The 25206-nt window shown below is 68.7% G+C and carries 23 protein-coding genes; 17 read left to right on the plus strand and 6 right to left on the minus strand.

Translation table 11 applies throughout. From position 1 onward, the window contains the following. The first annotated feature begins 149 nt into the window (after positions 1-149). From ACZF5Y_RS02265 to ACZF5Y_RS02305, 9 genes are all read left to right on the plus strand, one after another. Positions 150-1298 carry an ABC transporter substrate-binding protein gene (locus tag ACZF5Y_RS02265; RefSeq protein ID WP_497534211.1) on the plus strand — a complete coding sequence of 383 codons (1149 nt, stop codon included), beginning with the start codon at positions 150-152 and terminating at the stop codon, positions 1296-1298. 38 nt (positions 1299-1336) lie between these two features. After that, complete coding sequence (locus ACZF5Y_RS02270) at positions 1337-2467, plus strand: FecCD family ABC transporter permease (RefSeq protein ID WP_497534212.1); 1131 nt, start codon at positions 1337-1339, stop codon at positions 2465-2467. Further along, positions 2464-3351, plus strand: coding sequence for an ABC transporter ATP-binding protein (locus ACZF5Y_RS02275; protein ID WP_497534213.1), 888 nt, complete (start codon positions 2464-2466; stop codon positions 3349-3351). Before ACZF5Y_RS02270 ends, ACZF5Y_RS02275 begins: the two co-directional genes overlap by 4 nt. Before the next feature lie 31 nt (positions 3352-3382). Beyond that, on the plus strand, positions 3383-4720 hold the full coding sequence (locus ACZF5Y_RS02280) for an NtaA/DmoA family FMN-dependent monooxygenase (RefSeq protein ID WP_497534214.1): 1338 nt from the start codon (positions 3383-3385) through the stop codon (positions 4718-4720). Next, complete coding sequence (locus ACZF5Y_RS02285) at positions 4717-5451, plus strand: class II aldolase/adducin family protein (RefSeq protein WP_497534215.1); 735 nt, start codon at positions 4717-4719, stop codon at positions 5449-5451. Before ACZF5Y_RS02280 ends, ACZF5Y_RS02285 begins: the two co-directional genes overlap by 4 nt. Next, the gene (locus tag ACZF5Y_RS02290; protein WP_497534216.1) at positions 5448-6512 is read left to right on the plus strand and encodes a ketopantoate reductase family protein; all 1065 of its coding nucleotides are present in this window, start codon (positions 5448-5450) and stop codon (positions 6510-6512) included. The genes ACZF5Y_RS02285 and ACZF5Y_RS02290 overlap by 4 nt, the downstream gene beginning before the upstream one ends. Continuing rightward, positions 6509-7717 (plus strand): LLM class flavin-dependent oxidoreductase, encoded by a 1209-nt coding sequence (locus tag ACZF5Y_RS02295; RefSeq protein ID WP_497534217.1) that lies wholly within the window; start codon positions 6509-6511, stop codon positions 7715-7717. Before ACZF5Y_RS02290 ends, ACZF5Y_RS02295 begins: the two co-directional genes overlap by 4 nt. Continuing rightward, positions 7714-8940: an acyl-CoA dehydrogenase family protein gene (locus ACZF5Y_RS02300; RefSeq protein WP_497534218.1), complete on the plus strand. Its 1227-nt coding sequence runs from the start codon at positions 7714-7716 to the stop codon at positions 8938-8940. The genes ACZF5Y_RS02295 and ACZF5Y_RS02300 overlap by 4 nt, the downstream gene beginning before the upstream one ends. Positions 8941-9150: 210 nt before the next feature. Continuing rightward, complete coding sequence (locus tag ACZF5Y_RS02305) at positions 9151-9969, plus strand: tyrosine-protein phosphatase (RefSeq protein ID WP_497534219.1); 819 nt, start codon at positions 9151-9153, stop codon at positions 9967-9969. A 36-nt stretch (positions 9970-10005) separates the two neighbouring features. On the opposite strand, the gene ACZF5Y_RS02310 is transcribed toward ACZF5Y_RS02305, so the two are convergent. Then, complete coding sequence (locus ACZF5Y_RS02310; RefSeq protein ID WP_497534220.1) at positions 10006-10905, minus strand: sulfurtransferase; 900 nt, start codon at positions 10903-10905, stop codon at positions 10006-10008. Between the two features lie 169 nt (positions 10906-11074). On the opposite strand from ACZF5Y_RS02310, the gene ACZF5Y_RS02315 reads away from it, so the two are divergent. After that, a complete protein-coding gene (locus ACZF5Y_RS02315; RefSeq protein ID WP_497534221.1) occupies positions 11075-12466 on the plus strand; it encodes an FAD-binding oxidoreductase in 1392 nt (463 codons plus the stop codon). Beyond that, positions 12466-13266 carry a DUF1684 domain-containing protein gene (locus ACZF5Y_RS02320; protein WP_497534222.1) on the plus strand — a complete coding sequence of 267 codons (801 nt, stop codon included), beginning with the start codon at positions 12466-12468 and terminating at the stop codon, positions 13264-13266. The genes ACZF5Y_RS02315 and ACZF5Y_RS02320 overlap by 1 nt, the downstream gene beginning before the upstream one ends. A 45-nt stretch (positions 13267-13311) precedes the next feature. Here ACZF5Y_RS02320 and ACZF5Y_RS02325 read toward each other — a convergent pair whose 3' ends face one another. From ACZF5Y_RS02325 to ACZF5Y_RS02345, 5 genes are all read right to left on the minus strand, one after another. Beyond that, a complete protein-coding gene (locus tag ACZF5Y_RS02325; protein WP_497534223.1) occupies positions 13312-14256 on the minus strand; it encodes a sulfurtransferase in 945 nt (314 codons plus the stop codon). Further along, positions 14253-14699 (minus strand): OsmC family protein, encoded by a 447-nt coding sequence (locus tag ACZF5Y_RS02330; protein ID WP_497534224.1) that lies wholly within the window; start codon positions 14697-14699, stop codon positions 14253-14255. The genes ACZF5Y_RS02325 and ACZF5Y_RS02330 overlap by 4 nt, the downstream gene beginning before the upstream one ends. 129 nt (positions 14700-14828) lie before the next feature. Then, the gene (locus tag ACZF5Y_RS02335; protein ID WP_497534225.1) at positions 14829-15182 is read right to left on the minus strand and encodes a transposase; all 354 of its coding nucleotides are present in this window, start codon (positions 15180-15182) and stop codon (positions 14829-14831) included. A gap of 44 nt (positions 15183-15226) precedes the next feature. Then, entirely contained in the window at positions 15227-16042 is an 816-nt protein-coding gene (locus ACZF5Y_RS02340) for a sulfurtransferase (protein WP_497534226.1), read from the minus strand. After that, on the minus strand, positions 16039-17058 hold the full coding sequence (locus tag ACZF5Y_RS02345) for an aldo/keto reductase (RefSeq protein WP_497534227.1): 1020 nt from the start codon (positions 17056-17058) through the stop codon (positions 16039-16041). The genes ACZF5Y_RS02340 and ACZF5Y_RS02345 overlap by 4 nt, the downstream gene beginning before the upstream one ends. 217 nt (positions 17059-17275) lie before the next feature. Here ACZF5Y_RS02345 and ACZF5Y_RS02350 point away from each other — a divergent pair, with 217 nt between their 5' ends. The 6 genes from ACZF5Y_RS02350 to ACZF5Y_RS02375 all read left to right on the plus strand — a co-directional run bounded on the left by ACZF5Y_RS02350 (position 17276) and on the right by ACZF5Y_RS02375 (position 25175). Further along, positions 17276-18289 carry an aldo/keto reductase gene (locus ACZF5Y_RS02350; RefSeq protein WP_497534228.1) on the plus strand — a complete coding sequence of 338 codons (1014 nt, stop codon included), beginning with the start codon at positions 17276-17278 and terminating at the stop codon, positions 18287-18289. Positions 18290-18292: 3 nt separating this feature from the next. Then, entirely contained in the window at positions 18293-19930 is a 1638-nt protein-coding gene (locus ACZF5Y_RS02355) for an ABC transporter substrate-binding protein (RefSeq protein WP_497534229.1), read from the plus strand. Positions 19931-19948: 18 nt separating this feature from the next. After that, positions 19949-20962, plus strand: coding sequence for an ABC transporter permease (locus tag ACZF5Y_RS02360; protein ID WP_497534230.1), 1014 nt, complete (start codon positions 19949-19951; stop codon positions 20960-20962). Beyond that, entirely contained in the window at positions 20959-21906 is a 948-nt protein-coding gene (locus ACZF5Y_RS02365) for an ABC transporter permease (RefSeq protein WP_497534231.1), read from the plus strand. The genes ACZF5Y_RS02360 and ACZF5Y_RS02365 overlap by 4 nt, the downstream gene beginning before the upstream one ends. After that, on the plus strand, positions 21896-23590 hold the full coding sequence (locus ACZF5Y_RS02370; protein ID WP_497534232.1) for a dipeptide ABC transporter ATP-binding protein: 1695 nt from the start codon (positions 21896-21898) through the stop codon (positions 23588-23590). Before ACZF5Y_RS02365 ends, ACZF5Y_RS02370 begins: the two co-directional genes overlap by 11 nt. Positions 23591-23654: 64 nt before the next feature. Beyond that, entirely contained in the window at positions 23655-25175 is a 1521-nt protein-coding gene (locus tag ACZF5Y_RS02375; protein ID WP_497534233.1) for an NtaA/DmoA family FMN-dependent monooxygenase, read from the plus strand. Positions 25176-25206 lie beyond the last annotated feature (31 nt).

Here is a 25206-nt window from a genome sequence, read left to right on the forward strand (position 1 = left end):
TGCGGATCAGTGATGGTTCCTCATTCCGCCTGGTGCTTGGACGCCCGGTGCCTCACGCTGCTCGAATGAGTCCACCCGCCGAACGCGCGGACTCACTCAGCTTCACGGCGCACGGATCGAACCGGCGTCGCGCGAAAGGATCCACCGACATGTCCTCACCCACACAACGGTTCGCCCGAACCGTCGCCGCGATCGCGGCATTCGGCATCGCCGCCGGTGCTCTGGTCGGCTGCTCCACGGCGTCTACGGCGCCCGGAGAAGACGCCGCCTCGGCCGCCGAGCCGACGGGCGCGCAGACGTTCGTCGATGAGCTGGGTCGCGAGGTCGAGATCGACCTGCCGGTGACCGCCGTCTACACCGACTTCCAATACCAGGCCGAGGCCGTGCGTCTCGTCGGCGGCGGCGACAAGATTGTCGCGCACAGCGATGCGACCGACCCCGCGAACCCGCTCAACGCGAACAACAAGGAGTACTGGGCGAGCTTCGCCGATGCCCAGAGCGTCGGCGCATACGACGAGCCGAACTGGGAAACGGTGGTCGACAGCGGTGCGCAGGTCGCGTTCGTCATGCGCAATGGTCCGTGGGAGGACGCGGTCGAGAAGCTCGAGCCGTTCGGCATCGATGTCTTCGTCGTGACGGGCTGGGATCCCGAGGTGCTGCGCGAGTTCATTCCGGTACTGGGCGAGATTCTCGGCACCGAGGATCAGGCGGCCGAGGCCGCCGCGCTGTACGACGGCATCGATGCGACGCTTGCCGAGCACACCGAGGGCATTCCCGAGGACGAGCGCAAGAAGGTCTACTTCGAGGGCTCGACGGAGTACAGCACCGTCGTGCCGGGTTCGGGCTTCCACGACCAGATCGTCGATGCGGGCGGCGAGAATATCTTCGGCGATGTGAACATCACCGATGACCAGAGCGCCAAGATCCACAACTATCCGGTCGATCCGGTCGAGATCATCGACCGCAACCCCGACGTCATCATTCAGAACACGGTCGGTGGGCTCACCGCCGGGATCGAACCGGTCGATGAGCAGGAGTTGCAAGACGCGGCGGCGGCCATCGCGAATCGCGGCGGCTGGGATCAGATCACCGCGGTGCAGAACGACGACATCTACGTCACGAGCAACTTCCTGTGGAGCACGCTCGGCAAGAAGATCGGTTCGGTTGCCCTCGCCAAGATCTTGTACCCCGAGGAGTTCGCCGATGTCGACGTCGACGACTACTTCGGTACCTGGCTCGAACTGCAGGGCGTCGAACCGCGACCGGCAGCGGATTACATCGTCAAGTACGCCGGCTGACACCGCGCGCATCACGAAGCACTGAACGGAGCACGAGCATGAGCGCATCGACCCTGGAACGGCCGCCCGCCGGGTCTCCCGGTGAACCGCCGGCAGACGGGCCAACCCCGCAGAGCCGGAAGTCCCGGTACGCGAGCCGCTACCGCACCCACGTCATCACGATCATCATCGGTATCGCCGCGATCGTGATCGCCTCGGTGGTCAGCGTGCTCGTGGGCACGGCCGGCGCCGATATCGGAGACCTCTTCGGCGCGATCTGGAGCAAGGCGACCGGAACCGCGCCCGCAGACCCGGCATCGCTCAAAGCGCAGACGGTCATCTGGGAGCTGCGCTTGCCGCGCGTGGGTCTCGCGATTCTCGGCGGCATCGCCCTGGCGGTCGCCGGTGTGCTGTTCCAGGGCCTGCTGCGCAACCCGCTCGTCAGTCCGTTCACCCTCGGTATTGCGCCGGCCGCGGCCTTCGGCGCCTCGCTCGCGATCGTCGTCTTCGGGGCGGGTGCGACCGCCTCGGGCATCCTGCTCGTGGTCGGCGCGCTGGTCGCGGGCATCGCGAACACGGTGATCGTGCTGCTGCTCGCGTCGCGTCGCAAACTCGAGGCGACAACGCTGATTTTGCTCGGGATCGCGCTCACCCAGTTGTTCGGGGCGTTGACGGCGGCGATCCAGTACTTCGCGGATGACGAAGTGCTCGCGGCGATCGTGCGGTGGACGTGGGGGTCGGTCAACAACTCGGTCTGGTACCAAGTGGTGACGTTGCTCGTGCTGCTGCTCGTCGCGCTGCCGTGGGTGCAGTTGCGCAGCGGCACGCTGAACGCGATCGCGTTCGGCGGTGACGACGCGGCGAAGAGCCTCGGGGTGCCGGTGACCCGGGTGCGTTTCGAGTTGATTGCGGTCGCGACGGTGCTCACGGCGGTGGCCGTCAGTTTCATGGGCATCATCGGCTTCGTGGGGCTCGTGGGGCCGCACATCGCCCGCCTGCTCATCGGCGGCAACCACCGCTTCTTGCTGCCGTTCGCCGCCGTCATCGGGGCGCTGCTGCTCATCGTCGCCGACATCGTCGGCCGTCAGATCGTGAACCCCGCGGTCATGCCCGTCGGCATCATCGACGCCATCGTCGGTGCCCCGATCTTCATCTATCTCATCCTGTCGCGAAAGAAGGCACTCTCATGACACTCGCAGTCGATCAGCTCCAGGTCTCGTACGGCAAGCACGACATTCTCAAGGGGGTCGGGCTTGAGGTGCAGCCCGGCCAGCTCGTGGGGTTGCTCGGTTCGAACGGCGCCGGCAAGTCCACCCTCATCAAGACGATCGCGGGCATCAATCGCCCGCAGGCGGGCACAGTGACCTGGCAGGGGGAGACCGACCTCACGACGATCGCCCGGCGCGACCTTGCGCAGCTGGTCGCCTACGTGCCCCAGAACATCAATCTCGCGTTCTCCCAAGACGTGCGCGAGTCGGTGCTGCTCGGCCGCACGCCGTACTTCGGTACACGGCCGCGCGATGAGGATTGGGAGCACGTCGATCGCGCCCTCGCCGCGCTCGGGCTTGAGGAACTGGCCGATCGTTCGGTGGGCGAGCTCTCGGGCGGTCAGGCGCAGCGGGTGCTCATCGCGCGGGCCCTGGCACAGGATCCGACGATCCTGCTGCTCGATGAACCGACTTCGGCTCTCGACATCCGCTACCAGTGGGAGACACTGACGCTCGCCCAGCGCATCGCTCGGGAGAGTGGCGTCGCCGCGGTGATCGCGATTCACGATCTCAATCAGGCGGCGCGCTTCTGCGACCAGGTCGTCTTCTTGCAGGGCGGTGAGATTCTCGCAGCCGGTGCGCCGATCGATGTCTACTCGTCGGAGATCATCCGTCAGGTCTACGGCATCGACGTCGAGCTCTCGATTTACCGCGGGTTCGTGGAGATTCATCCGCTGGCAGCCGAAGATCAGGGTCAGGATCGCCCGGCCGAGCCGCGCGACAACGTCAGCGCGCTGCCCGCGCCGGCCTCGGTGCCGCAGGCGGAGCCGCGCGTGCGCGAACTGCAACTCGACGGCTCGCGCTGATCCCGCCCCGACTCACGAAAGCGAACTCGCAATGACCGCAACCACCACCACCGCAGCGCGCGACGGCCTGGTACTCGGGGTGCTGCTCGGCAACCCGTCCCAGAACTGGCGACGCCGTTGGCCGCACGGCCAGACGCCGCGCAGCGACATTCAGCACTATGTGACGGAGGCGCAACAGGCCGAGGCGGCGAAGCTGCACACCGTCTTTCTCGCCGATGGCGTCTCGTCGTCGCCGCAATCGGTCGACCTCGGGCTCGAACCGACCACGCTGCTCAGTGCACTCGCGCTGCAGACCGAGCGCGTCGGTCTGATCGGCTCGATCTCGACGTCGTTCTTCGAACCGTTCAACGTCGCCCGCCAGGTCGCCTCGCTCGACCACATCTCGGCGGGGCGTGCCGGGTGGAATCTCGTCACCTCGGCAGCCGGCGGTCCGAACTTCGGCAAGGACGACGCGACGCATGACACGCGATACGAAATCGCCGAGGAGTTCGCCGGGGTCGTCGATTCGCTCTGGGAGAGCTGGGACAGCGACGCGGTGGTGGCGGATCGCGAACGCAACCTGCTCATTGACCCCGAGCGGGTGCGCGCCATCAACTGGAAATCGAAGCACTTCTCGGTGCAGGGGCCGCTCGATATCGGGCGCAGCCCGCAGGGCAAGCCGGTACTCGCCCAGGCCGGGTCTTCGGATCTCGGCAAGAACCTCGGGGCGGCGCGCGCCGACCTGGTCTTCACCACCGGGCTGATCGACGTCGACGAGTCGGTCGCGTTCGAACGCGATTTCGCGCAGCGCGTGGAGCGCGCGGGGCGGCAGCGCTCGGAGGTGAAACTGATACCCGGGGTGGCTCCGGTGATCGGGTCGACCGACGAGGAGGCGAAGCGGCTCTGGCACGAGGCCTACGCCGACCTCGACTTCGAAGCGGCTCGCCGGCAGCTCGCGTCGCAGTTTGATGGGCGCGGGTTCGAGGATCTCGGTCTGGACGACGCGGTGCCGGTCGACTCCCTGCCGCCCGAGAGCGCGGTCGAGGGCCGCAGATCGCGGTACGGCGTGCTCCTGCGTCTGCTGCAGCGCGGAGAACTGCGCACGGTGCGCGACCTCGTGCTGTACCACGCGAGTGCGGCGGGCCATTGGTTCCCGATCGGCTCGGTGGAGCGAATCGCCGACCAGCTGCAGGAACGCTTCGAGCGGGGAGCCGCCGACGGGTTCAATTTCTTGCCCTTCTACAACAACTACGCGCACGGCCTGTCGGCGATCACGGAGCACCTCGTGCCCGAGCTGCAGCGCCGCGGGCTCTTCCAGACCGAGTACGCGCATTCCACGCTGCGCGAGAATCTCGGGCTTCCCATCCCGACCTCAGGAGGCGCCCGATGAGCGCAGCATTTCCGCCCCCGCCCGCACCGCGCGACCGAGACGTGCGGTGGGAACTCGCCGCGGCGCTGCGTCACTTCGGCGCGCTGGGGTACGAGTTCGGCTTCAACGGCCACGTCACGGCTCGCGCCTCCGAAACACCGGGGCACTACTGGGTGAATCCATTCGGGATCAGCATCAGTACGGTGACACCGGCCGACTTCGTGCTCGTCGACGCGCAGGGCGATCCGGTGCACGCAGCGACGAGTCACGCGGTGTACGGCTTCGCGGGCAACCTCGCGATCCATGAGGAGGTGCCTGAGGCCGCAGCGGTGTTCCACCTGCACACCCCGCGGGGCTTCATCTGGTCGAACCTCGGGCGCCCGCTCGAAGCCGTGAACACCGATTCGGCCGGACTCATCGGGCTGCAGGGGCTGAGCAGCGGTATCTGGGGCGACGACGGGGGAGCGGGATCAGCTCCGGCGCCGACCAACGTCGAGCTGGCACGCGCCGGCAAACGCCTGATCGTGCAAGCCGGTCACGGGTTCGTCACGTGGGGCAGCAGCGTCGCGGAGGCCGCGTTTCTGCTGTGGGCCGCCGAACGCTCGGCAGAGGCGAACCTCGCACTCGAGGGGGTCGAAGGCCGGCGTGCGCTGCCCGACGCCGTCGTCGATACCTGGACACTGACGCCCGAGCTCGGGCGCGCACACTTCGAACCGGTCTTCACCGGAGCAGAACGGGAGGCACTGCGATGACGCGCTACATCATTATCGGATCGGGAGGGGTCGGAGCGGCGCTCGCCCTGGGGCTGCGCCAAGCGGGCCGCGAAGCGACGATTGTTTCACGTGGCACCACTCTGGAGACCATTCGAGCGCACGGGCTGCGCATTCATCACCAGGGTGTCGACCACATCGTCGATGCACCGCTGATCGGGGCGCCCGAAGAGATCGAGCTGCGTGTCGACGACGTGCTGCTGCTCGCCGTGAAGTCGCAGGATGCGGAGGCTGCCATCCGAGCGTGGGCCTCCCGACCGGTCGCGATCGGTGCCGAAGGAACGACGGCACCCGCGTCAGAGGTGCTGCCCATCGTGACGCTGCAGAACGGCCTCGACGCCCCGCGGGTCGCCACCCGATACTTCGCCCACGTGATCGGCGGGGTCGCGCTCATCGCCGCGAGCCATGTCAGCTCGGGAGTGATCGAGGTGCGCAACGGGCCGAAACTCGGGCAGATCATTCTCGGTGCGTACCCGAGCGCTGCGCACGATGCCGAGGTCGCCGAACGGGTGCCGGGCATCGCGAACGACCTGCGCGCTGCCGAGTGGCTCATCCAAGAGACTGAGGATCCGCGCCGCTGGCTCGCGTGGAAGCTCTCGGTCTCGGTCACGTTCCCCGCCGAGGTGTTTGCCGGCTCTCCCGCCGAGCGGCAGGAGTTGCAGGCGCTGCTGACGGCAGAGGCGCGCACCGTGCTCGATGCGGCGGGCTCCTCCATCGCCGACCCGGGCTCCGAGATCACGTACGACCGTGAGCTCGCGCGAGTCGAGATTCCGGCCGACGCTCCCATTCAGGGACTCTCGACCTGGCAGAGCTTCACCCGGGGTTCGGGCAGTGAAGTCGACTATCTGAACGGAGAGATCGCCCTGCTCGCCCGAGAGGTCGGGGTCGCGGCACCGCTCAACACCGCGGTACAGCGCGAACTCGCCGCCGCCGCGGCTGCCGGAGAGGGGCCGGGGGTGCGCCCGATTCGCCAGGTCTCCGAGCGAGCGACACGTGAGGTGCCGGTTTTCGGGGCACGCGAGCTCGCCGAGGTGCCCGCGTGAGCGCGGCTGTGACGCGAGACGCGGCGATCCCGAGCACCGCCTCGCCGACGGTGCAGTTCGTGAGTCAGATCCACAAGACGGCCTCGACCGAGCTCGCGCCGCTGCCGGGGCGCGGACTCGACCGCGACTTCGTGCGGCGCTATGCCGGTGCAATCGAAGCGGGCGGCTTCGACTACACGCTGGTGCCCTACGGTTCCGACGGCGCCGACTCGATCGCCCTCGCGTCGGCCATCGGGCAGCTCACCGAGCGCCTCGGCGCGATCGTGGCGGTGCGCCCGAACACCGCGTTTCCGCTCGTTGTGGCGCAGCAGCTCGCAACCATCGATCAGCTCACCGGTGGGCGGGCGCTCATCCACCTCATCTCGGGCGGCGCCGATGCCGAGCAGGCACGGCAGGGCGATTACCTGGGCAAGCTCGACCGGTACGACCGCACCCGCGAGTTCTTGACGCTGCTCAGGCGGGCCTGGACCGAGACCGAGCCGTTCAGCCACGAGGGCCGGTTCTACCGGTTCGACGACTTCGGGCCGGGATTCCCCACCCACTCGGGCGGTGCGCTGCCGGTGTCGATCGGCGGGCAGTCGGATGCGGCGTTCGATCTCGGCGGCGAGCTCGCCGACATCTTCAGCTTCTGGGGTGAACCGCTCGGTGAGATCGCCGCGCAGATCGCGCGGGTGAACGGCATCGCCGAGGCCGCGGGTCGCGCGGATCGGCCGCGATTCTGGGTGACGTTCCGCCCGATCATTGCGCCCACCGAGGTACTCGCCTGGGAGAAGGCGGAGCGCATCGCGCAGCGCATCGGCGAGACGCACGCCTCGTCGATTGCGCGGCAGCGCGCTGCGGGCGCAGCTCCCGAGAATGTGGGATCGCAGCGCGCGCTCGACTTCGCCGCTGCGGGCGACGTCTACGACCGTGCGCTCTGGACGAAGACGGCAGCCGTGACCGGAGGGTTCGGGGCGTCGACGGCGCTCGTCGGCACCCCCGAGACGGTCGCTGCGGCGATTCTCGATTACATCGATCTCGGAGCGTCGATCGTGTCGATTCGGGGGTACGACACCCTGAACGACGTGATCGACTACGGGCGTTACGTGTTGCCGCTCGTGCGCGCCGAACTCGCGCACCGGCAATCGACGGGGGATCGCGGAGCGCTGCAAGCCGAGCACATCGGTGCGCTCGCACCCGACTTCGCCCTGGCGGGTGCGCGATGAGCGCCGCAGCGACGACCGGCGCACTCGGTGCGCTCGCTGAACGGACCGACGAACTCGCGTTTGTGCGTCCCGATCTCAGCGAGGCCGCGCTCACGGTGGTCGCCGCCGAGATCGCCGAGCACGCGCCGGCAGCGGATGCTGACGGCTCGGTGCCCGAACGCGGGCTCGAGATCGCCCATCGCGCCGGCCTGCTCACCGCGACCGTGCCCGAGCGCTTCGGAGGGCCGGGCCTCGGCTCGCTCGATGTCGCACGCATTCTGGTCGCGCTCGGTGAGGGCGACGCGTCGGTGGCGCTCCTCGCGCAGAACGCGCTGAGCGCCCACAGCTCTCAAGACGGCGCAGGAGCGTGGCCTGAGGCGACCTACCGGGCCTTCGCCAGCCGCAGCGCCGAGCGGCCGACGCTCGCCAATGCGATCCGGGCCGAACCCGAACTGGGGGCACCCGCCCGCGGCGGTCTGCCCGCAACCGTCGCTCGGCGCACTGCAGACGGGTGGGTGCTGAACGGCGAGAAGGCGTACGCGACCGGGGGCACCGCGCTCGACACCCACCTCGTCTGGGTGGTCGCCGACGAGCCGGGTGATCCCGCATCACTCGATGCGCCGCGCGTGGGGCACCTCATTGTGCCCGCTGACGCGGCCGGCATCACGTGGGTGCCGACGTGGGATCACCTGGGCCTGCGTGCCACGAACACGCACAACGTGATCTACCGCGACGTCGTGGTGCCGGCGGACGCATTCGTCGAGATTCCGCGGCAGCCCGACGGGTCGTACCGCGACCCGGCAGCTGCCGAGGCCGGAGCCGGGCTGCAGGGGGGTGCGCTGTACGTCGGGGTCGCCCGGGCGGCGCGCACCGCGTTCATCCGCTTCGCGCACGAACGCGTGCCCGCGGCGCTCGGACGCCCCATCGCGACGACCGAGCGCATCCAGGCGGTGACCGGCGAGATCGATGCCCAGATCGCGCAGGCCGAAACGCTGCTCTACGGTGCTGCCTTGCGTATCGAGCGTGGGGAGACATTGGTTGCCGCGCAGGCGCCGGTGCTGAAGGTGCAGATCGTGCGGTCGGCGATTGCCGCAGTGCAGGCCGCAGTCGCCGCGATCGGCAACCCCGGTCTCTCGCGGCACTATCCCTTCGAGCGGTTGCTGCGCGACGTGCTCTGCGCGCGCGTGCACCCGCCGCAGGAGGACGCGGCACTCGTCGCGGCGGGGCGGCGGCTGCTGCGCTGAGGTGAACGGTGGCGCTCTGCTCCTACGCCGCTCCCGCCGAGCGCCTCCCATCTCGCCGAACGCTGCCGATGTGCGCGCGCAGATGGGAGGCGTTCGGCGAGATCAGAGGCGCTCGGCGGCTGCCTTGCTCGCGATGGCGTCGTGTGCCGTCTGCCCGTAGGCTGATGATGCAGCGCGCGCACTGGTGACGCACGGATAGAAGGGTGGCCCATGACTGATCTCACTGCCATATTGCAGGGAACCTTCAATGCGAGATCACTGCCGACGCGCACCGCGCATTCCGAATCGAGCACTGACGGCGGATTGATCGTGCGTTCCGATGCGCTCTCGGATCTCTCCCCCGCGGGGGTGCAGGGGTTGACCGAACTCGGAATCGGGGCGATCATCGATCTGCGCACCGAGTCGGAGCGCGAACGCGCGCCAGATGTGCTGCCCCACGACGACGCCATCCGATTCGTCCCGCTCCCCGTGCTGGGTGGCGCGATGGACGAGCTCGTGCGGCAATTGCTGCCTGCAAATGGCCAGCATGCGCTCGACACCGATCAGATCGAGCGCATCGTCGAACAGGTGCCGACGCTTGCAGAGCTGTACGTCGCGATACTGGAAAGCAGCGCCCGTCAATTCGCCGAACTTGCCCGCGTGATCGTCGAGCTCGCCGATTCGCCTCGGCCCGGGGTGCTCTTCCACTGCACCGCCGGCAAAGACCGCACCGGCTTGGCCGCAGCTCTGCTGTTGCAGATCGGAGGTGTCGCTCGAGAGGAGATCGTCGCGGATTACGTGTTGACCCAGTCGCGTCTGGCGACGGGGCTCGCACCGAAGCTCACCGCACTGATCACTTCGCTCGGTGTGCCGTTGACCCCCGCACTCTCGACACTCGCGACCGAGTCACCGGCATCGGCGATCGAGGCAGCACTCGATTGGATCGCCCGTGAGCATGGTGATGCCGAAGGCTATGTGATCAGCGGCGGCCTGACCTCAGCCGAGACGCAGCGGTTGCGAGCGGTGCTGGGCGCTCAGTCTCACGAGTAGATTGCCCGCCCGCTGCGAGCTCGCGAGCGCTCTCGACTAGACCGAGCCGCCCGGCGCCGCTCCCGTCGCGACCGGCAGTTCGTCGTGGTTCGACCACTGCGACCACGAGCCAGGGAAGAGCGCGCCGTCGAAGCCGGCGAGTGCGAGCCCGACGAGATTGTGGGTCGCGGTGACCCCCGAGCCGCAGTAGGAGCCGATCGGCCGTGTGCCATCGACACCGAGCTTCGCGAAGCGCCCGCGGAGCTCGTCGGCCGAACGGAACCGGCCGTCGTCGTCGAGGTTGCCGCCCGTCGGGGCGTTGAGCGCTCCGGGCACGTGACCGGCGCGGGGGTCGATCGGTTCTTCATCACCGCGGTAGCGCTCGGGGGCGCGGGCGTCGAGCAGGGCTCCGCCGCCCGAGACAAAGCCCCCGACCTCGTCGAGCGTAAGCGCGGGGAGCTGCCCCGAGGAGAGGCTGACGTCGCCGGGCACCGCTGCAGACTCGCCTGACTCGAGCGCAAAGCCCGCCTCGGTCCAGGCCGGCAGTGCACCGTCGAGCAGGCGCACGCGGTCGAAGCCGGCGTCGCGCAGCAGCCACCAGACGCGGGCCGAAGCGTAATTGCCGCCGCCGTCATACGCGACCACCTCGTCTTGTTCGCGAATGCCCCACGACCGTGCCGACGCCTCGAACGCCGCCGGGTCGGGCAGCGGGTGGCGCCCGTCTTGCGGCGTCAGGTGCTGGGCGAGTTCGGTGTCGAGGTCGACGTAGACCGCGCCCGGAATGTGCCCCTCGGCAAAGGCTGGGCGGCCGTCTGGGTGCGGCAGCGTCCACCGCACGTCAAGCAGTCGGGTGCGCGGCGCCTCGGCGGGCAGATCGCGCTCGGCGCTCAGCTGCGCCTCGAGTGCTTCGGCGGTGATGAGAATCGTCTCGCGGGCAGGGATCGTGTCGGTGCTCATGTTCGGATGCTAGCCGCGCCGGCGCACCTCTGTCATTCGGATCCGAGATGGCGCGTCATTCGCGGAAATGCTTGGACATCGTGGCCGAAGAACTTCTACGTTAGAAACCCTGGGCGGCGCGCACGGTGCCACCCGCGCGGATGCCACGCGCGCAGAGATCCGGAGCCACATGACCCACGCAGTACCCGACGACCGCGGCGCCTGCCTGCTTGCTGAGCTCGATGCGGGTGACGATCTCGAGATCGTCACCACCGCGACCGCACCCGTCGCTGATCGCTCATCGTGGCAGGCCGTGGGAGCACCGCTCGCAGTGATCCGCGCGCTCGCCGCCGACGGCGTGGCCCGAGTGCTCGCGCTCGCGACCGAACACGGCATCCCGGTGGCGACGCGGGGAGCCGGGAGTGGGCTCGCGGGTGGCTCTGCCGCGGGCACGGGGTGGATCGTGCTCGACGTCTCGGCACTCGACCGCATTGTGCGCATCGATCCTGTCGATCAGCTCGCCGTCGTGCAGCCGGGGGTCTCGGCGGTGGCACTGAACGCTGCTGCGGCCGAATACGGTCTGCGCTACGCCCCCGACCCCGCCAGCGCCGCGATCTCATCGATCGGCGGCAACATCGCGACGAACGCGGGCGGCTTTCGTGCCGTGAAGTACGGGGTCACCCGAGATGCGGTGCGGTCGCTGACCGTGGTCACGGGCGACGGTCGCACCCTGCGCACCGGCAGTGCGACGGCGAAGGGCGTCGTGGGGTATGACCTCGTATCGCTGCTGACCGGCTCCGAGGGCACGCTCGGGGTCGTCACCGAGGCCACGGTCGCGCTGCAACCGATTCCCCGCGACACGGTGACGATCGCCGCCTACTTCCCATCCATTCAGGCCGCAGCCGAGGCCTCGATCGCGGTGCTCGGCTCCGACGTCACGCCGAGTCTGTACGAACTGCTCGACCGGGCGACCCTCGAGGCGATCGATGCCGTTGAGGGCACGACGTTCAGCGAGCGCGGCAGCGCGTTTGTGATCGTGCAGACCGACGGCTGGGGTGCGGCGGCCGAGGCGGATCGCATCACCGAGCTGCTCGCCCCGTTCGCGAGCGAGCTCTCCCGCGCGGCCGATGACGCTGAGGCCGAGCTGCTCATTCGCACTCGCAGGCTCGGGCTGCCCGCGCTCGAACGTCTCGGCCGGGTGCTCATCGAAGACATCTCGGTGCCGATCAGCCGCTTGGCGCATGCGGTTGAGCGCATCGGCGCGATCGCTGCCGAGACCGGCACCCGCATCTTCACGATGGGTCACGCCGGCGACGGCAACCTGCATCCGATCGTGCTCGTGCCCACGCACGACGATCCTGCGCAGCAGGCGCGACTTGAGGCCGACGCGCAGACCGCGGCCGACGCCGTCTTCGCGCTCGCCATCGAGTTCGGCGGCACGGTGTCGGGCGAGCACGGGGTCGGTATCGTGAAGCGGGAGTGGAGCGCTCGCGAGCTGGGCGACGTCGCCCTGCAGCTGCACGCCGGCATCAAACACGCCTTCGATCCCGCAGGGATCCTGAACCCGGGAAAGGGATTCTGATGAGTCTGACCGAGACCCCCGCAGCCGACGAGGCCGCACAGACCGAGCCCGCCGCCGAGCTCGAGTGGCATCAGTGGCGCGCCGAACGTCTCGCTGGAGCCCGCGCGCCCCACGGCACGGCCGCCGCCGTCGCAACGGTCTGGCTCGACGCCGATCCCCGAGAGCTGCCCGGTCTGCCCGGCGCCTGGTCGTCTGACGGAGCGACGGTCACCGGCATCGACCTCGACGGATTCCTCGCCGACGGTGCGACGGAGCTCGCGCTGGCACCGGGCGAGAGCGCCGAGGTCGGCCCGCAACTCGTGCGTGTGCTGCAGCGCGCCGGACTGCTCGCCGTGCGCTGGCTCGACCCCGAGGCCGAAACCCGCACGAAGCTGACCGGAATCGACGCGTTCGCGTGGTCGCCGGAGTGGGCCGTCGAGGGCCAATACGATCCCGCACCCGAATCACTGCGCGTCGATCAGGCCGACGGGGGCGAGACCGAGTTTCCAGTCGCCGGCCGCGTGACGGTGACCGTCGACGGCCACGAGGTGTCGCTGGCCGGGTTCCGCAACGACAGCGGCGTGTGGGCGTCATTCGCCGACACGACGAACGGTGCCGAGACGAAGCAGTTCCGCTTCATCGACATCGCGCTGCCCGAAGGTCACGACGTCGCTCAGCCCGTCATCGTCGATTGGAACCGCGCCTACCTGCCGCCGTGCTCGTTCACGCCGGCGTACCTGTGCCCGATTCCGCCCGCGAGCAATCGACTCGGCGCCGCCGTGCGCGCCGGCGAGCGGTATCAGGAGTACGCGGGCAGCTGATCGGGCCGGCGGTGCAGGATCGCGCAATGCGGTTCACCCGCCCGTTCAGAGCGGGTCGAAGCAGCTGAAGTCGTCGCCGGTGCCGTGCCCTCGCGCGGCGCCGCGTGCGACGGGCAGATCGGCGCGCTCGGCCCAGGCGCTCCACGAGTCGACGTAGAGATCGACCTGTTGCCCGAGCAGTGCGGCGGCGAAGACGAGCGATGAGCTCGCCACGCCGCCGTGGCAGTACGCCGCGACCGGATGCGCGCCGATGCCGCCGCGCTCGAGCAGCCAGCGGCGCAGGTTTGCGGGTGCCTTTAGGGTGCCATCGGCGGTGAGCAACTCCGTCGCCGGGGCTGAGACCGCACCCGGTACGTGACCGGTGCGGGGGTCGTCGGCGAATCCGGCGTAGTGCGCGGCGGGGCGCCCGTCGAGCACAGTGCCTCGGGCCCCGCGCTCGCGCAGCGCGTCGGCATCGATGACGCGCACGGGCCACGCCGAATCATGCGTTAAGCCGGCCGCGTCGGTGCCGGGTTGGCCGACGCTGAGCCGTTCGTCGCCGACATGGGTGGCTTCTGACTCCGTGCCCGCCGCACCACCGCGCGCGCCGCCGGCCGCCTCCCATGCCGCAAGCCCGCCGAGCAGCACCCGCACACCGCCGACTCCCGCCCATGACAGCGTGAACCAGGCGCGCGTTGCCGAGGTGAGGTCGCGGCGATCTCGAGTGAAGACGATGATGCGGGCCCCCGGCTTCGCGGTGCGCCACTGTGCTGCGCGGGCACGCACCGCGGCCGCATCGGGGAGTGGCAGATGGCCGGAGCCGGGGCGGGGTTCGCCCGCGAACACCTGCTTGACGCCGACTCGCAGCGCGCCCGGAATGGTGGGCGAGAGCTGATCCGAGACTGTTGCCGCGGTGCGCCACGGCACGGCCTCGACGAAAATCGAGGCGGCGTGCTGCTGCACGGCCTCGTGGGCGCGAACCAGCAGGCGATCCGCGGGGCGATCGCTCACCAATCGGGCTCGTCGCCCGAGCCGTGAATCACGAATTCGACGGGCAGATCGTCTTTGAGAGCGTTGTAGATGCGGCAGCGTCGTTTGTACTCGGCGACGAGGCGATCCGGATCGACCGGAACGCCGCTTGTGCTCTCGATGAAGCACTCCATGACCAGGGTGCCGAGTCGCTTGGCGTCGATGCTGCGCTCGACGCGGGCGAAGATCTCGACGCGGCGATCCTGCTCGCCGTCGCCCAAGAGATCTTGCCGAAAGGCATTCAGTGCGCACGATACGAGCGATGCGACGAGCAGATCAAGTGCGCTCGCGGCCTCGCCGGGGCCGCCGCTGATCGGTGATCCGTCGGAGACGATCTCGAAACCGTCACCGGCGAGCGCGTACCGCCCGCGCGTATCGGTGAACGATCCGTGCAGTCGGCTCGCTACGACAATGTCGTCTTCCATGGGGCCTCCTGTTCGGATCGCGCGGCCCAAGTGTGGTCGCGGCCGCGGTGCAACCCCGGCGCCGCGGGGCACGGGCGTTCGGCCACCCTAGCAAGCGTGCGACTCGCGGTGCCGGGGTGTTGAGAAGTCTTACGCGTGGGTGGTCGGGCGCAGCTGATCGGCGAACATCGCGACCACCCGAGTCAGACTGCGGTTGTCGGCCTCGAGCACCTCGATGCGTTGCTCGAGGCCGGCAACCTGCGCGAGCAGTTCGTCGCGGGTCGGCTCGGCAGCGTTCGTCTCGCTCTCGTCAGCGTCGTCGAAGTCGTAGCTGCCGTCGTCGAATCGGGCGAGCCACTGGCGCAGTGATTGATAGCCCACCGCGTACTCTTCGGCGACCTCTCGAATGATCGAGCGGTTGCCGGGCTCAGCACGTCGCCGCTTGAGCGCTTCTTCGACTGAAGCCGTGCGCACTTCGTCGCTGTACTTGCGCTCGAATGCCATGACCCCTCCAAACGTTACGAGCCGTTATTCGCCTGACATATAAGTTATAGCGTGAGCGATGACTCGCGCTTGCTCCATTCCGACCACGACCCGATGTAGACGGGTGCCGCGACGCCCGCTTGCGCGAGCGCGAGTGCTTGCACACTGGCCGAGATGCCGCTACCGCACGACACGATGAGGGGTTGCGCGTGCGGGTCGACACCGAGCGTCTCGCGATAGGTGCGACGCAACGCCTCAGCGTCGGTGAGCGCGCCGGCCTCGAGCAGTGCCGCGGTCGGCAGATTCACCGAGCCGGCGATGTGCGCGTCGTCGTCGCCGAACGCTTCGGGTGAGCGGGCATCGATCAGGATCACCGTGCCATCCCGGCGCGACACCGCATCGGCGGTGGTCACGACGCTCTCGTTCCGCTCGAGCGGAGCCGCCGAGTCGGCTGCCTCGCCCGACTCAGCCGCCCACTGAGCAAGTGCGTCGAGCTGTGCACCACCGTCGACGTGCGGGCCGGGAGCAAGCACGACGACGTCGGCGATCCCCGCCCAGCGCAGCGTGACCCACCCCCTGGCTGCCGTGCTGAGCGCGTCGGGGGAGCGCGGAACCACGACGAGCGCGGTGCTCGGAGTGATGCCGGCCGCCGTCAGCGTCGCCGCGAGTCGCGCGTGATCGGGAAGCGGTTGCCGGCCGGTCGTCGGCCCCTCGGCTCCGGCGAAGTCGGCCGCGGAGAGCCGCACCGCGCCGGGGATGGGCGCGACCGCGCCTGCGTTCGGCGCCGCCGACGGCGACGCGTGCACGATCTCGACGACGCGGGTGGGGCGCTGCGCCGGCGCGGAGATCAGGTCGGCAAGGGAGCGCACTGCACCGGTCACTCGGTCACCACCTGCCCGGGGCCGCCCGTGAGGGTACCGGGGAGCAGTTCGCGCAGTTCGCGCTCTTCGGCCGACGTCGGCACCCAGCGGGTCGCTGCGAGGTTTTCGTCGAGTTGCTCGGGCACGGTGACGCCGGCGATCACGCTCGATACCGTGGGCTGTGCGAGCAGCCAGCCGAGTGCCGCCGCAGTGGGGGTGATGCTGCGCTCGCGCGCGAAGTGCTCGAAGGCGGCGAGCGCCTCCCATGGTGCCTCGCGCAGCAGATTGCGCTTCAGATTGGTGATCTTTGCACCTGCAGGGGCCCGATCGGCGGCGTACTTGCCGGTGAGGAGGCCATTCTGCAGCGGGAAGTACGGGATGAATCCGAGCCCGAATCGGTGCAGAGCGGGAATCAGCTCTTCCTCGGGGCGCCGCCACAGCAGATTGTATTCGTCGGTCGTCGAGACGAACCGGGTGAGGCCGGCGGCCGAGGCGAGGTGATGCGCATCAGCGATTTGCCACGCCGAGAAGTTGGAGGCGCCGATGTAGCGCACCTTGCCCGAGTGCACCAGGTCGTCGAGCGCTGAGAGCGTCTCGTCAATCGGGGTGTGCGCGTCAGGAAAGTGGATCTGGTAGAGATCGATGTAGTCGGTTCCGAGGCGACGCAGGGACTCTTCGACCGAGGCGACGATGTACTTGCGCGATCCGGTCAGCGCATAGGCGGGTCCGCGGGTCTGCAACAGGGAGCGGCCGAACTTCGTGCCGATGACGACCTGCTCGCGGCGGGTGCCGAGGGCGTCGCCGAAGAGTTGCTCGCTGAGTCCGACCTCGTCACCGTATCCCTCGGCGAGATCGAAGTAGGTAATGCCGAGGTCGAGTGCGCGATCGACGATCGCCTGCACCTGCTCGGAGCCCACGGCGCGCATGCCGGATCGACCGAACGTGCTCGCTCCGACGCCGAGTTCGGAGACGATCAGGCCGGAATCGCCGACGGTGCGGTGCCCGCTGGGGAGCGGGGCTGCAGGGGTGAGGGGCACGGGATCTCCTGTTCAGTTCGAGCAGCATTTGTACTGTGCTTCTCGTATAGATATAAGCGCATATCGATAGTTTTCCGCACTTATAACGTGTTCATTATCGAAATATAACGTCACAAGTTCTAGTGCCCGTAGTTATGGCAGACATAATTTCTTACGCAGGGCCCGAATGGGTGCTGCGGGCGGTATCGGAACCGCTCTCTGGCAGGGAAGGATGCAGATGACGCAATCGACTATCGGTGAGCTTGAGTACCGCGGCGTGCCCTATCGGCGCGCGGGGCGCTCGGGGCTGCTGCTGTCGGCATTCGCGCTTGGGCTCTGGCACAGTTTCGGCGAGCATCATGATCGGCGCACGCAGGCAGACCTCATTACCGGCGCCTTCGATCGCGGCATCACCCACTTCGACAACGCGAACCGTTACGGCCCCCCGCACGGCCACGCGGAGATCGTGCTCGGCGACGTTCTGGCGCGCGAGCTGCGCGCCCATCGCGACGAGATCACGGTCAGCACGAAGGCAGGCAATCAGGTCGCTTCGCACCCGTACGGCTCGGGAGCCTCCCGTCGTCACCTGTTCGCCGAGATCGACCGCAGTCTCACTCGTCTCGGTCTCGATCACGTGGATGTGTTCTACTCCCACCGTCACGACCCGGCGACTCCGCTCGACGAGACCGCGCAGGCCCTCGCCGACATTGTGCGGCAGGGGAAGGCCCGATATCTCGGCCTGTCGAACTATCCTCCTGAGGCGCTGCAGACAATCGCCGAGCGGCTGCGCGAGCTCGGCACCCCGGCCGCCCTCGTGCAGCCGCGGTACTCGCTGCTCGACCGTGCGATCGAGCGACCGGGCCACCTGCTCGAACTCGCGGAACGCCACGGCTTCGGCGTCGTGGTCTATTCGCCGCTCGCGCAGGGCCTCCTGACCGACAAGTACCTCGCCGGCCAGATTCCCGAAGACGCGCGAGCCGGGCGCAGCGAGTTTCTCGGCACCGACTTCCTGACCGACGACTACGTGCAGCGCACTCGCGCCTTCGCGTCGCTCGCCGAGTCGGAGGGGGCGACGACGCCGCAGCTGGCGCTGCGCTGGATCCTGCGGCAGCCGGCCGTCACCAGCGTGCTGCTCGGTGTATCGAAGCCCGAACAACTCGACGTCAACCTGGCGTCCGCACAACTCCCCGAGCCGTCGGCCGAGCTGCTCGCTCGACTCGATGAGCTCTACCCCGTCTCTCGAGAGGACTGACCCATGCACACCCCCAAAACCCGATGGCGCGGCATTCGCATCGCCGCAGCGGCGCTCGTCGCCGGTACGCTCGCGCTCACCGCCTGCTCCACGGGCGGCGGCAGCGCCGAGGACTCGGCTGCGGCCGTCAGCCCTGAAGACCGCTTCGGCGGCACCCTCACCATCGGCCTCGAAGCCGACCCGCAGGGCGTCGATGCTGCGGTCGTGAATCAGGTGTGGCGTCACGTCGCCCGTGAGCTTTCCGACTCGCTCGTGTTCCGCAACCCGGAGACGAACGAGATCGAGCCCTGGCTCGCCACCGAGTGGACGGTCAGCGATGACGCCCGCACGTACTCCTTCACACTGCGTGACGACGTCACCTTCAACGACGGCACGAAGCTCACCGGCGACGTCGTGAAGGCCAACTTTGAAAGCCTCCAGCGCGAGGGCATCCACTCGAGCGCGAAGACCATCGTGCAGGGCATCTCGTCGATCACCGTGCCGGCCGAGAACGAGGTCGTCGTCGAATTCGCCGAGCCGAACGCCGCGTTCCTGCCCAGCTTGTCGCGCGCGCACGCCGGCATCGTGTCGGCTGCGACGGCGGCGCTTCCGGTCGAGGAACGGCAGAAGTCGATCGACGGCAGCGGCCCCTTCGAGCTCGAGTCGTACACCGAGAACCAGCAAATCGTGCTCAAGGCGCGCGACGACTACGACTGGGCTCCGGCGTACTTCGAGCACGAGGGGCGCGCGTACCTCGACGAGGTCGTCTACAAGGTCATCCCGGAGGACTCCGTGCGCAACGGGGCGATCAAGTCGGATGAGATCCAATTCATCTACTGGGTCGACGGCACCTACGTGCCCGAACTCGAGGCCGCGGGTCTCACCGTGACCTCCGACGTGCTGAACCCGGCGACGGGTGAGGAGTGGCCCCTCAACACCTCCTCGAAGTTTTTGAAAGATGTGAAGGTGCGACAGGCGCTGCAGCACGGCATCGACCGCGAAGCGCTCGTGCAGTTCACCTCGAACGGCTACGACGTTCCCGCCGAAGGCCCGCTGAGCCCGGCGAATCCGTACTTCTCCGACCAGAGCGAGTACCTCACCTATGACCCCGACCAGTCGATCAAGCTGCTCGAAGAAGCGGGATGGGACACGGTCGGCGCAGACGGCATCCGCGTCAACAAGGATGGCGAGCGACTCTCGCTGCGGTTCCCGAGTGATCGCGCTGCGGCGAGCGCCGTGCAGGATCAGTGGAAGAAGATCGGCGTCGAGCTGGTCATCGACGTGCCGCTCGCCGCTGAGGCGAATGAGAAGCTGCTCTCGGGCGAGTACGACATCGCCTACTGGTACCACTCCTCGCCCGACGCCGATGTGCTGCGCGCCAACTACGGCGTGAAGACGGGGTCGAACCGATCCTTCATCGCGGAAGACGACGCCCGGGGCCAGGAGCTCGATGCGCTGCTGCAGCAGCAGAACACGATTCTCGACCACGACGAGCGCCAGAAGGTGGTCGATCAGGCCGCGCAGATCATCGATGAAGACGCGTACGTGCTCAACCTGTCGGTCGACACCGACATCTGGGTCGCGTCGCCTCGACTGCACGACATCAAGCACAACGGTCTCGACCAGTTGCTCTTCGACGCCTGGCTCACGCCGGCGAAGTAAGGAATCCCGAGAAGCACTATGGCAACTCTGACCACCTGGAGGCCGGGCGCTCGTCGCTCCGGCCTCCGGGCCGCTCCCCGCTCAGGCGGCGCCGCGTTCGCGCGCTACCTCGGCAAGCGGCTGCTGTACGGCGTGATCGTGCTCTGGGGTGCGTTCACCGCCAGCTTCTTCCTGCTGTACATCCTGCCGGGTGATGCGGCGGGTGGGCTGACGTTCGGCGCCGAGGGCGAAGACATCGAGGCCCTGCTCGCCGAGCAGCGCCAACTGCTCGGCCTCGACCGCCCGGTGCTCGTGCAGTACGCCGATGCGCTCTGGGGTGCAGTGCGTGGGGACTTCGGCGACAGCATCTACCAGCGCCGGCCCGCAACCGAGCTGTACTTCGATTCGTTCGGGCCGACGCTGGAACTGGCGGTCACCGGGCTCGTGCTCGCGGTCGTGATCGGAGTCGGCCTCGCCGTGCTGATCGAACTGGTCGACTGGAAGTGGGCGCGCGAGACGCTGCTGTCGCTGCCGGCGATCGCGGTGGCCGTGCCGCCGTTCTGGATCGGCCTGTTGCTCCTGCAGCTCTTCGCGTTCAAGCTGGGCGTGATCTCGTCGACCGGCAACGACAGCTTCCTCGGGCTCTTAGTCGCCTCACTCGGTCTCGCCATTCCGGGGGCCGGCGCGATCGCGCAGCTGCTCACCGCGAATCTGCGTGGGGCGCTGACCTCGCCCTACATCGAGACGGTGCGCAACTGGGGGCTGAGCCGCCGCGCGGTCGTGCTGCGGCACGCACTGCGCAATTCGCTGCTGCCGGTCGTCACCTCGTTCGGCACGACGGTCGGGCTCATGTTCGGCGGCACGGTGCTCACCGAGACGGTCTTTTCTCGCCTCGGCGTCGGACGCGTGATCGTCGACGCGGTCGACGGGCGCGACACCCCGGTAGTGCTCGTGTGCGTCACCGTGAGCGCGGCGATCTTTGTCGTCGTGAACTTCATCGTAGACGCGCTCTACCCGCTCATCGACAAGCGCATTGCATTGGAGGAGCGATGACCGATCTCGCCGCCCCCGCCCGCCTCGCTGCGACACCCGGGGCCGATCCCGCACCCGAGAAAACCGGTGTCGCGCCGCCCACCGGCTCAGACCCGCACGCTGCCGACCCGTCGCGCGGCCGCCGTTTGCTCACCACGCTCTTCGGCCAACCGACCCTCACCATTTCGTGGCTCTGGATCGCGCTCGTGCTGCTCGCCGCCTTCGCGCCGCAGCTCTTCACGAGCTTCGACCCGCTGGCGCAGGATGCGTACTCGCGCTTCCTGCCGCCGAGCGCCGAGCACCCCTTCGGCACCGACGACTACGGGCGCGACCAATTCGCCCGCACGGTGTACGGCACCGTCGAGTCGCTGCAGGCGGCGGTCGTGGCGGTGCTCATCGGACTCGTCTTCGGTTCGCTCATCGGTCTGATCGGCGGCGCCCTGCGCGGCGCGGTCGACACGGTGCTCATGCGCGTGATCGATGTGATGCTCGCGGTGCCGAGCCTCATCATCGCGCTCGCCATTGTCACCGCCCTCGGCCGCGGCACCATCAACATCGCGATTGCGATCGGTATCACCAGCGTCGCGACCTTCGCGCGTCTCATGCGTTCCGAGGTGCTGCGGGTGCGCGGGCTGCCCTACGTCGAAGCGGCTGCGTTCGCGGGACACGGGGCGGTCTACCGGCTCTTCCGTCACATCGTGCCGAACGCCTCCGGGTCGGTGCTCGCCGCGGCCACGCTCGAGATCGGCACCGCGATTCTCGGGGTCGCGGCCCTCAGCTTCCTCGGCTTCGGCGCCCCGCCGCCGACACCCGAATGGGGAGCACTCGTCGCCGCCGGCCGATCGTTCCTCACCGTGCAGTGGTGGCTGAGTACGCTGCCCGGCTTCGTCATCGTCGCGTCGGTGCTCGCGGTGTATCGCATCGGACGCTCCATGAATCAGGGGAGGACCAGCGTTGTCGGATAAGCCTCGCGCGGACGATTCCGCCAACATTCTCGAGTTCTCAGAGCTCTCCCTCGAATACCGGGTGCGCGGTCGAGCACCCGTACCGGTGCTCGACGACGTGAGCTTCTCGCTGCGGCGTGGCGAAGTGCTCGCGCTCGTGGGCGAGTCGGGATCGGGCAAGAGCACGCTCGCCCGCGCCGTCACGGGCACGCTCGCGTCGAACGCTCGCATCACGCGGGGCTCCGTCACGCTCGACGGTCGCGAACTCGTCGGACTCCCCGCGAAGCAGTACGAGCGACTGCGCGGGCGCACCATCGGCTACGTGCCGCAGGATGCACTGCTCGGTCTCAACCCACTGCTCACCGTCGGCAAGCAAGCGGGGGAGCCACTGCGCGTGCACACCCAGCTCGACGCGGCCGCGCGGAAGCGACGCGTGCTCGAGCTCTTCGAACGCGTCGGTTTGCGCCGCGTCGAGCAGGTCTACGACAGCTACCCGCACGAGCTGTCGGGCGGCATGTGCCAGCGAGTGCTCATCGCGGCGGCCATCGCGGCCGAACCCGAACTGATCATCGCCGACGAGCCGACGACCGCCCTCGACGTCACCGTGCAGAAGCGCATTCTCGACTTGCTCGAAGATCTCACGCGCGACGGCCTGAGCATTCTGCTGGTCACGCACGACCTCGGCGTCGCCGCGGAGCGCGCGCAGCGCATCGTCGTACTGCAGCACGGGCGACTCGTCGAGACCGGCTCGGCGGCGCAGATCGTGACGGCACCCGCTGAGGCCTACACGCGCCAGCTCATCGACTCGTCGCACCTCGGTCGGTCAGCCGTGGAAGTCGCGGAGGCGCGTGCGGAGGCGCGCGCGGAGGCGCGTTCGGTGGTTCGGGCTCCTACGGCTGCGGGCGCCGATCCGGGCGCCGGTGCCGCGCCCGTCGTGCGCGCAAGCGGACTCCGCAAGACGTTCCCGAACCGCACCGGGGAGCCCGTGCTCGCCCTCGACGACGTCTCGCTGAGCGTCGGTCGCGGGCGCACGCTCGGCATCGTCGGGGAATCGGGGTCGGGCAAGACTACGCTGATGCGCACCCTCGCGGGCCTCACGAAGCCCGATGCCGGCGAAGTGCGCATCGACGGTGTACCCGTCAACCACGACGCCCGGGGCAAGCGCGGTCGGCGCGCGCTCTATCGCACACTGCAGATCATCTACCAGAACCCGTTCGCCGCGCTGAACCCCCGGCACACGGTGCAGTCGATTCTCGAAGAGCCGCTCACCGGTTTCAACCTGGGAGGGCGGGCAGAGCGCCGCAGGCGGGTCGGCGAACTGCTCGACCTCACCGGGCTTCCCGCAACGGTTGCCGCCCGCTACACCGCGGAGCTCTCGGGAGGTCAGCGGCAGCGCATCGCCATCGCGCGCGCGCTCGCCGTCAGGCCCGAGGTGCTCATCTGCGACGAACCCGTGTCGGCACTCGACGTCACCGTGCAGCGGCAGATCCTCGACCTGCTTGCCTCGCTGCAACGCGAACTCGACCTCACCTACCTCGTCATCTCGCACGACCTCGGCGTCATCGGCGAGATCTCCGACGACATCCTCGTGCTGCAGCACGGTGCGGTCGTCGAGAGCGGCACCGCACGCGACGTGCTCCGGGATCCCCGCACCGACTACGTCCGCGAGCTCATCGCGGCGATCCCGCACCACCAGCCCGCGTAAACACCGCGCACCCATGACCACACCCAACACGAACCCCGCGGGCCCCGGCCCGGAAAGGCGACCGATGAGCGACACCCCGGCTCGACACATCCACCTCGGCTACATGTACTGGGTCAACGGCACCCACTGGGGCGGCTGGCGACAGCCCGAAGCCCCGCAAGATGGCGCCTTCGACTACGCGTACGCGCTGCGCGCCGCCCAGACCGTCGAACGCGGCAAGTTCGATTTCTTCTTCCTCGGGGACACCCTGCCCGGCGACCTCGTGCAGGAGCAGTGGATCACGACTCACAACACGGGCCGCCTCGAACCCTTCACGCTCGGGTCGCAGCTCGCGCTCGGCACCACAGACATCGGCATCGTCGTCACCGCGCACCCCACGTACTACGACCCGTACATCCTCGCCCGCATGACGGCGTCGCTGGATCACCTGAGCGGTGGCCGCCTCGCCTGGAACGTGGTGCTCGGCGCGAACGACGTCGCCGCCCGCAACTTCAGCCTGCCCGACCTCGGCGGCGAGACCCGCTACGAGCGCGCCGACGAGTTCATCGAGATCGTCAAGCGGCTGTGGGACAGCGTCGAAGAGGGTGCCTACATCCAAGACAAGGAGGCGGGCACGTTCATCGACAACAGCAAGTTCCACCGCCTCGGGTGGAAAGGCAAGCACTTCAGCGTCGACGGCACACTGCCGCTGCTGCGCCCGCCGCAGGGCCACCCGCCGCTGCTCTACGCGGGTGCCAGCGAACTCTCGCGTCAGCTCACCTCGAAGTGGTGCGACGTGAACTTCACCGGGCCGAAGTCGATCGCCGACTCGGCGGCGTTCAATGCTGACGTGCGGGCACGGGCCGCCGCGCACGGGCGCAACCCCGACGAGGTGCTCTTCCTGCCGGGCGTCACGCCCATCGTGGCCGACACCCGTGAGGCCGCGATCGCGATCTATGATCGCCTCAACGCGTCGCTGCCGCTCGACGCCGACCCCATCACCGGTGGGCACGACGCCGCCCACTGGCAGGAGGTCGCAGCGAATCCTCGCGCCGGCGGGCCGCTCAAGTACGGCACCCGCAACCTCGGCATCGTCTCCGCGCGCATCGGGGCCGACCTCACCCGACTGGGGCTCGACGGTGAGGTCGACGCGTCGCTCGCTGAGATCTTCAACGCGGAGGGCCAGCGACTGCTCGCCCAGATCGCGCAGCGCACCGACCGCACCCCCGGCGGGGCGCAGCCCGTGCACGCGCGCGACCTGCTCTACTCCGCGATCATCGACGGCTTCCCGATCATCAACGGCACGGCCGCCCAGGTCGCCGATTTTCTCGAGGAGTGGTTCGACGGCGGAGCCGCCGATGGCTTCAACATCCAGTCGCCGTACCTGTGGACGCAGCTCGACCGCTTCGTCGACGAGGTCGTGCCGATCCTGCAGCAGCGCGGCCTGCACCGCACCGAGTACGAGACAAGTACCTTCCGCGGTCACCTCGGCCTGTCGAAGCCCCAGAGCTACTACGGCCCCGGGGGCATCGACGAGCAGCGGGCCGCGCTCGACGCTCTCGAACACGCCCCCGAACTCGCCCCCGAGCCGTCCGATGCGCAGTAACGTTTCGGCGATTTCACCGCGCCCGGCCCCG

The organism is Leucobacter sp. WKLB1 (assembly GCF_059696215.1).

Excerpts from the sequence above, each read along its gene's own strand:
- ACZF5Y_RS02265 (WP_497534211.1), top strand. The coding sequence starts at position 150 with ATGTCCTCACCCACACAACGGTTCGCCCGAACCGTCGCCGCGATCGCG.
- ACZF5Y_RS02270 (WP_497534212.1), top strand. The coding sequence starts at position 1,337 with ATGAGCGCATCGACCCTGGAACGGCCGCCCGCCGGGTCTCCCGGTGAA.
- ACZF5Y_RS02275 (WP_497534213.1), top strand. The coding sequence starts at position 2,464 with ATGACACTCGCAGTCGATCAGCTCCAGGTCTCGTACGGCAAGCACGAC.
- ACZF5Y_RS02280 (WP_497534214.1), top strand. The coding sequence starts at position 3,383 with ATGACCGCAACCACCACCACCGCAGCGCGCGACGGCCTGGTACTCGGG.
- ACZF5Y_RS02285 (WP_497534215.1), top strand. The coding sequence starts at position 4,717 with ATGAGCGCAGCATTTCCGCCCCCGCCCGCACCGCGCGACCGAGACGTG.
- ACZF5Y_RS02290 (WP_497534216.1), top strand. The coding sequence starts at position 5,448 with ATGACGCGCTACATCATTATCGGATCGGGAGGGGTCGGAGCGGCGCTC.
- ACZF5Y_RS02300 (WP_497534218.1), top strand. The coding sequence starts at position 7,714 with ATGAGCGCCGCAGCGACGACCGGCGCACTCGGTGCGCTCGCTGAACGG.
- ACZF5Y_RS02305 (WP_497534219.1), top strand. The coding sequence starts at position 9,151 with ATGACTGATCTCACTGCCATATTGCAGGGAACCTTCAATGCGAGATCA.
- ACZF5Y_RS02310 (WP_497534220.1), bottom strand. The coding sequence starts at position 10,905 with ATGAGCACCGACACGATCCCTGCCCGCGAGACGATTCTCATCACCGCC.
- ACZF5Y_RS02315 (WP_497534221.1), top strand. The coding sequence starts at position 11,075 with ATGACCCACGCAGTACCCGACGACCGCGGCGCCTGCCTGCTTGCTGAG.
- ACZF5Y_RS02320 (WP_497534222.1), top strand. The coding sequence starts at position 12,466 with ATGAGTCTGACCGAGACCCCCGCAGCCGACGAGGCCGCACAGACCGAG.
- ACZF5Y_RS02330 (WP_497534224.1), bottom strand. The coding sequence starts at position 14,699 with ATGGAAGACGACATTGTCGTAGCGAGCCGACTGCACGGATCGTTCACC.
- ACZF5Y_RS02335 (WP_497534225.1), bottom strand. The coding sequence starts at position 15,182 with ATGGCATTCGAGCGCAAGTACAGCGACGAAGTGCGCACGGCTTCAGTC.
- ACZF5Y_RS02350 (WP_497534228.1), top strand. The coding sequence starts at position 17,276 with ATGACGCAATCGACTATCGGTGAGCTTGAGTACCGCGGCGTGCCCTAT.
- ACZF5Y_RS02355 (WP_497534229.1), top strand. The coding sequence starts at position 18,293 with ATGCACACCCCCAAAACCCGATGGCGCGGCATTCGCATCGCCGCAGCG.
- ACZF5Y_RS02360 (WP_497534230.1), top strand. The coding sequence starts at position 19,949 with ATGGCAACTCTGACCACCTGGAGGCCGGGCGCTCGTCGCTCCGGCCTC.
- ACZF5Y_RS02365 (WP_497534231.1), top strand. The coding sequence starts at position 20,959 with ATGACCGATCTCGCCGCCCCCGCCCGCCTCGCTGCGACACCCGGGGCC.
- ACZF5Y_RS02375 (WP_497534233.1), top strand. The coding sequence starts at position 23,655 with ATGAGCGACACCCCGGCTCGACACATCCACCTCGGCTACATGTACTGG.